At 68.1% G+C, this 6186-nt stretch carries 7 protein-coding genes and 1 pseudogene; 1 reads left to right on the top strand and 7 read right to left on the bottom strand.

The window, feature by feature from the left end; all coding sequences use genetic code 11:
* Positions 1–675, top strand: a pseudogene (locus tag H0T81_RS11725) (AcrB/AcrD/AcrF family protein); the annotation flags it as partial.
* On the opposite strand, the gene H0T81_RS11720 reads toward H0T81_RS11725, so the two are convergent.
* The 7 genes from H0T81_RS11720 to H0T81_RS11690 form a co-directional block, all read right to left on the bottom strand.
* Positions 672–1298, bottom strand: a complete 627-nt coding sequence (locus tag H0T81_RS11720) for a MarC family protein (RefSeq protein ID WP_294013380.1) — start codon at positions 1296–1298, stop codon at positions 672–674. The pseudogene H0T81_RS11725 and the gene H0T81_RS11720 overlap by 4 nt on opposite strands.
* 24 nt (positions 1299–1322) lie before the next feature.
* Positions 1323–1952 (bottom strand): hypothetical protein, encoded by a 630-nt coding sequence (locus tag H0T81_RS11715; protein WP_294013377.1) that lies wholly within the window; start codon positions 1950–1952, stop codon positions 1323–1325.
* A gap of 1 nt (position 1953) precedes the next feature.
* Positions 1954–2841 (bottom strand): bifunctional methylenetetrahydrofolate dehydrogenase/methenyltetrahydrofolate cyclohydrolase FolD, encoded by an 888-nt coding sequence (gene folD, locus H0T81_RS11710; protein WP_294013374.1) that lies wholly within the window; start codon positions 2839–2841, stop codon positions 1954–1956.
* A complete protein-coding gene (locus H0T81_RS11705; protein ID WP_294013371.1) occupies positions 2838–3140 on the bottom strand; it encodes a YggT family protein in 303 nt (100 codons plus the stop codon). Before H0T81_RS11705 ends, folD begins: the two co-directional genes overlap by 4 nt.
* A gap of 42 nt (positions 3141–3182) precedes the next feature.
* Complete coding sequence (egtD, locus tag H0T81_RS11700) at positions 3183–4160, bottom strand: L-histidine N(alpha)-methyltransferase (RefSeq protein WP_294013368.1); 978 nt, start codon at positions 4158–4160, stop codon at positions 3183–3185.
* On the bottom strand, positions 4153–5340 hold the full coding sequence (gene egtB / locus H0T81_RS11695; protein WP_294013387.1) for an ergothioneine biosynthesis protein EgtB: 1188 nt from the start codon (positions 5338–5340) through the stop codon (positions 4153–4155). Before egtB ends, egtD begins: the two co-directional genes overlap by 8 nt.
* A 65-nt stretch (positions 5341–5405) precedes the next feature.
* On the bottom strand, positions 5406–6038 hold the full coding sequence (locus H0T81_RS11690; protein WP_294013365.1) for an NAD(P)H-dependent oxidoreductase: 633 nt from the start codon (positions 6036–6038) through the stop codon (positions 5406–5408).
* Between the last annotated feature and the right edge of the window lie 148 nt (positions 6039–6186).

Below are 6186 nucleotides of genomic sequence, written 5' to 3'. Positions count from 1 at the left end.
GCGCTGTTCCGGCGAACCGTGGCGGCGGCGGCGCCGGCGCTGGCCGCCGCGGCGCTGCTGCTGTGGCAGACCCGCACCGGGCCAGCCGCGCAGATGCTGAGCATCGTCGGAGCGATCTCGATCCTGTGGGTGGTCGTGCCGCTCGTTCGCTCGATCCGGCAGCCGGTTCTGCGGATCGCGGCGACTCTGCTGGTGGCCGCGATTGGCCTCGGCGCAATCGTCCCGGCGGCGATGAAGTTCGCCCCGGCGAAAAAGCAGACCGCCCGCGACATCGCGATCTCGCGCGCCAACCGGCAGTGCAATTCGCTGGCCGGACTGCGGCCGATCGCCCGGCAGCCCAGGGGGATGGTGTTCAGCTTCGTCGACCTGGGGCCGCGGATCATCACCGTCACCCATCACGATGCGGTCATCGGCCCCTACCACCGCAACGGCGAGCAGATCGCGGACGTCATGAAGACCTTCCGCGGCAGCGAGGCGAACGCCCGCGCGACCCTCGCCAAGTACCGCGCCGATTATCTGCTGATCTGCCCGATGAGCTCGACCACCACCATCTTCATGGCCGCCGCTCCCAAGGGCTTCTACGGGCAGCTCCATCGCGGCCAGGTGCCGGGGTGGCTGCAGCCGGTCGAGCTGCCGAAGGATTCGCCGTTCCGGATGTGGCGGGTCGTGCGCTAAAGGGTCGGAAAGCTTTCTTTCAGCCCGTCGACGACGAACTGCGCGGCGAGCGCCGCGAGGATGACTCCGAGGATCCGGGTGATCATCGCTTCGATTCGGTCGCCGAGCAGGCGCATCAGCGGCCCCGCGGCGAGCAGGGTGACCAGAGTGAGCAGGATGACCACGGTGATCGCCGCGAGCACCGTCGCGATTTCGACGGTGTCGTCGGTGCGCGACACCCACAGCATCGCGCTGGCGATCGACCCCGGTCCGGCAATCATCGGAATGGCCATCGGAAACACGGAAATGTCCTCGGCATCGGGAGTGCCGTCGATCGACTGCGCGCGCTCTTCGCGGCGCCTTGTGCGGCGCTCGAACACCATGTCCAGGGCGATCATGAACAGCATCACTCCGCCGGCGATCTTGAAGCTCGCGAGGCTGATCCCGAGCGCGTGGAGCATCGGCCGGCCGAGCAAGGCGAAGAACATCAGGATCGCCCAGGCGATCAGCGACGATCGAATGGCCATCGCCCGGCGATGGGCGGCCGACGTGCCGCGGGTCAGGCTGGCGAAGATCGGCGCGCATCCGGGCGGGTCGATGATCACCAGGAAGGTGACCAGCGCCGACCCGAACAGTTCGATCATTGCGCGCCAATCATTGCGGCCCAATCACTGCGGCTTGGTTTCGTCGTAGATGACCTGCTCGAAGCGGGCGCCGTTCCACAGGAAAGTGCGGAACTTGCGGGCGCCCTTTGAATCGACCTTCCAGTCCCAGGCGAGCGTCGCGTCCGCGGACCGGCCGACTCCGTAATCGTCGGGCGGCCCCTTGCCCGGGCGTTTCGACGGCGGGGTCAGCGACAGCAGCGGCGGCCGGGTCGGCCTTCCCGCGCAGGAAGCCTTTCGAACGTACGGCCGCCGCGGTACCGGGCGCGCGACCTTGAGCGTATCGCCGGCATCATAAACCCACTTCCACCGCCCTTTCTTGCGCTGCCAGACGGTGGTGAAATAGCCGACGCTCCTGCCGCGCTCGCGCACCCACGGGCCGGTGTTGACCGCGATCCGGCCATCGCACGACACATAGCTTTGCGCCGGCCACCGGCGGACCGATACCGGCGGGTCCTTCCTGCCGGCCAGGAACTCGTGCGCCCACACGACCTGCGGGTTGAACATCACGGCGTCGGCATCGGCGTACATCCGGAACGCGGTCCACTGGCCGCGGCGCTGCGCGTCGCGGGCAAAGGCGCGCTCGGCATCGACCGCGGTCGGGATCGCGGCGGCGGCGAGCAACAATGCGAGCATCTCAAAAGCCTTCCGGTTCGGGCAGTCCGGCGCGTCGGTGCGCGGTGACCAATGTGTTCCTGAGTAGCATGGCGATGGTCATCGGCCCAACGCCGCCCGGCACCGGCGTGATCGCACCCGCCACCTGCACCGCTTCGTCGAACGCGACGTCGCCGACCAGCCGCACCTTGCCGTCCGCGCTCGAAATCCGGTTGATCCCGACGTCGATCACCGTCGCTCCCGGCTTGATCCACTCGCCGCGGACCATTTCCGGCCGCCCGACCGCGGCAATCACGACATCGGCCCGGCGGACGATTTCCGGCAGGTCGCGGCTTTTCGAATGGGCGATGGTGACCGTTGCGCTTTCGGCGACCAGCAGCGCCGCCATCGGCTTGCCGACGATGTTCGAGCGGCCGATCACCACCGAGTCCAGGCCGGCGAGGCTGCCGAGCTCGGCTTTGAGCAGATACAGGCAGCCGAGCGGAGTGCACGGGACCAGCGCGTCGAGCCCGGCCGCGAGCCTGCCGACATTGATCGGGTGGAATCCGTCGACGTCCTTGGCCGGATCGAGCGCGGCGATCACCCGCGCCGAATCGACCTGGGCGGGAAGCGGCAGCTGGACGAGGATCCCGTCGACTCGCTCGTCGCGGTTGAGCTCCTCGACCAGCTCGAGCAGCTCGGCTTGGGAAACCGTGTCGGGCAGATGGTGGGCAAAGCCCGCCATCCCCGCCTCGGCGGTCGCCTTGCCCTTCATTCGGACGTAGACGGCGCTCGCCGGGTCCTCGCCGACCAGCACGGTCGCCAGCCCCGGCGGCCGCCCTGCGCGGCGCTCGAACTCGGCGGCGGACCGGGCGACCCGCTCGCGAAGCTCGGCGGCGGCGGCCTTCCCGTCGATCCGCCGTGCGGTCATACGGTCGAGTAGGTGAGGCTGCTCTGCGCCCCGTCGAGGAGCATGCGCAGGATCTGGATCAGGATCAGGACCACCAGCGGCGAGAAGTCGATGCCGCCGAAATCGGGCATGACCTTGCGGATCGGCCGGTACAGCGGAGCGGTGATCCGGTCGAGCGCCTCGACGAAGCTGCGCAGGCCCTGCGAGCTGGTGTTGAGCACCCCGAACGCGAACAGCCAGCTGAGGATCACCTGGCCGATGATGATCCAGCCGAGGATGGCGAGAAGGAAATCGGCGATGTCGAAAAGCGCGCTGACCATGGAGCCGCGCTTAGCCGCGCCGCGCTGCGCCCGCAATCGGCCTTACGGCGCGAAGCGGTTGGGCTGCGCCTCGGCAAGCACGATCGCCCAATCCCCGGCCGGGTCGCTCCACTCGGCAATCGGAGTCCAGCCGCCGGCGAGCAGCAGAACGCGGGCTCCGCGGCGCTCGTACTTGTGGCTGTTCTCGCTGTGGATCGAGGAGCCCGCCTGGAAGGCGAACGGCCGCCCGCAGACCGTGAATTCGACGTCCCGCACCGCCACGAGATGCATCTCGATCCGCGACAATATGTCGTTCCAGCGCGCTTCGTGGCGGAACGCGTCGAGGGGGATGGTGCCCTCGAGCTCGCGGTTGATCCGTTCGAGCAGGTTGAGGTTGAAGCGCGCGGTAATCCCGTCGCGGTCGTCGTAGGCGGCGATCAGCCGCTCGACGGGCTTCACCCGGTCCATGCCGATCAGCAGCTGCGCGCCGGTGCCCAGCAATTCGCGGAAATGGCGCAGCAGGTCGGTCGCGCTGCGGGGCACGAAATTGCCGATGGTCGATCCGGGGAAAAAGCCGAGCTTGGGCAGCCTGGCGACCGCGTCCGGAAGCTTGAACGGGTGAACGAAGTCGGCGACGACCGGGAGCACCCGCAACTCCGGGAAGTCCGCGTCCAATTGCGCCGCGCTCTCGCTCAGATAGGCGCCCGAAATGTCGATCGGGACATAGGCGGCCGGAGCGATCGCCCGAAGCAGGGTCGGGGTCTTGGTCGCCGAGCCGGCGCCGAACTCGACCACCGCGGCGCCTTTGGGGATCCGCGCCGCCACCTCGTCGATGATCGACTCCAGCAGCGCGGTCTCGGTTCGGGTCGGATAATAGGCCGGCAGCCGGGTGATCCGGTCGAACAGCTGCGATCCCTGATGGTCGTACAGGCAGCGCGCCGGGACCGCAGGGATTGGCTCGGCGAGTCCGGCCAGCACGTCGTCGCGAAACGAGTCGAGCTGCTCGGCGGCGGTCTTCCGGTCGGCCACCGAATCAGCCATCGCGGGCGAGTCGAAGGCCGGTAAATTGCCAGCGCGCGGTGGGTGGGAAGAAGTTGCGGTACGAAGCCCGGCTGTGGCCGCGCGGAGTCGCGCAGCTCGCGCCCTTCAGGACCAGCTGGCCGCTCATGAATTTTGCGTTGTACTCGCCGACCGCGCCCGCCGCGGCGCCAAAGCCGGGGTAGGGCGCAAAGCTGCTCCGGGTCCATTCCCAGACGTCGCCGAAAATGTCGCCGGGCGGCGCCGGGACGACCGCTCCGGCGCGGTCGAGCTGGTTGCCCAGGCTGGGGTCGGCGGCCTGCGCGAAGCTCTCCCACTCGGCCTCGGTCGGCAGCCGCATGCCCGCCCAGCGCGCGAATGCGTCGGCCTCGAAGAAGCTGACGTGCGCGACCGGAGCGGCCGGGTCGATTGCGCGCCGTCCGCCGAGCGTGAACTCGCTGCCGTCGCCATGCCAGTAAAGCGGCGACGCGATGCCCTCGCGCTGCACCCAGTCCCAGCCGTCCGACAGCCACAGGGCGGGCGTCGAATAGCCGCCCTCGGCGATGAACTCGCTCCAATCCTTGCTGGTCACCGGGCGGCTGGCGATCGCGTGCGGATGGAGCAATATCGGGTGGCGCGGCCGCTCCGAATCGAACGCAAAGCCGCGGTCGTCCGCGCCGGTCTCGACGATCCCGCTCCGCCCCGCAAGGAAGCTCAGCGGCTCCGTTGCGTGGCAGGCTGCTGTCTCAAGCTCACCATAAGCCGGCTCGAGGGGATTTTCGGCCAAGGTCGCGAGGATGTCGGTCAGCAGCAATTCCTGGTGCTGCTGCTCGTGGTTGATCCCCAGTTCGACGAGGTCGAGCGCGTCCGGCGGCAGCCCCGGAAGCGCCCGCTGCAGCGCCTCGTCGACCCGGGCCCGCCACTCGCGCACCTCGTCGAGCGAGGGCCGGCTCAGCATCCCGCGACTGGGCCGCGGGTGCCGCTCGCCCTCGCCTTCGTAATAGCTGTTGAACAGGTAATGGAAACGCTCGTCGAACCGCTCGTAGCGGGGCACATGGTCGCGAAGGACGAAGGTCTCGAAGAACCAGTTGCTGTGCGCGAGATGCCATTTGGCCGGCGACGCGTCAGGAAACGGTTGCACCGTCGCGTCGGCGTCCGACAGCGGTGCGGTGAGCTCGAGAGTCAGCGATCGAGTCGAGCGCAGCCGCTCGCCGAGCGTCTCCGCGCCGCTCTGCGAACCCGCGGATCGAGCAATGGCGCCCAACTCGCTCACTGGTCCTTTCCGTGCTGCGTCGTCCCCGGATACGGCTCGGCGCTGAGCAAGCGCGCGAGGTGCGCCGCGTTTGACGCGAGCATCGTCGCGGTCTGCATCACCGGCTCCGGCACTTGCTCCAGATCCTTGAAGTCCTTGCTCTGCATTGCTTCGCCGACCCAGTAGCAGGCGCCTCCGGCCGGAATCGTCCATCCCTCGTCGTTGAGCGCCTGGAACAGGTCGGCGGTGACATTGTGCGCCCCGTCCTCATTGCCGACGATCGCCGCCACCGCCAGCTTGCCGAAGCTCGGCATCCGCCCCTGCTCGTCGGTTTCACCCAGGAACGCGTCCATCCGCTCGAGGACGCGCTTGGCGATGCTCGACATCTGCCCCAGCCAGATCGGCGTTCCGAAGATCAGGATGTCATTGGCGAGGATCCGGCGGCGAATGTCCGGCCAGTCGTCTCCCTCACCTTCGTCGGACGTCACGCCGGGGAGGATGTTATACTCCGACAGGCGCAGACTTTCGCTGCAGGTCACGTCATGGCCTGCAAGCTCACGCGCGATCAGCTCGATCATCTTGTCGGTCGACGACGGCTCGTCCTGCCGCTTTTTCAGGGTGCAATTGATCGCGATCGCACTCAGCGCCACTTTGCTCTCCGTTGTGTGCCGCGGTAATAGACCGCCAATCCGAACAATGTTCCAATGATTGCCGCCGCCGCCGTGCCTGCCCGCATCCACGCCAGCACGATCCCGCGCAGCACCGAAAGCATCATGTGAACAAGTAAGCGCTCGGCCG

Source organism: Sphingomonas sp. (assembly GCF_013812825.1).
Lineage (GTDB): Bacteria > Pseudomonadota > Alphaproteobacteria > Sphingomonadales > Sphingomonadaceae > Sphingomicrobium.
The sequence above is the reverse complement of the archived record's forward strand: the minus strand, read 5'-3'. Positions and strand labels throughout refer to the sequence as shown.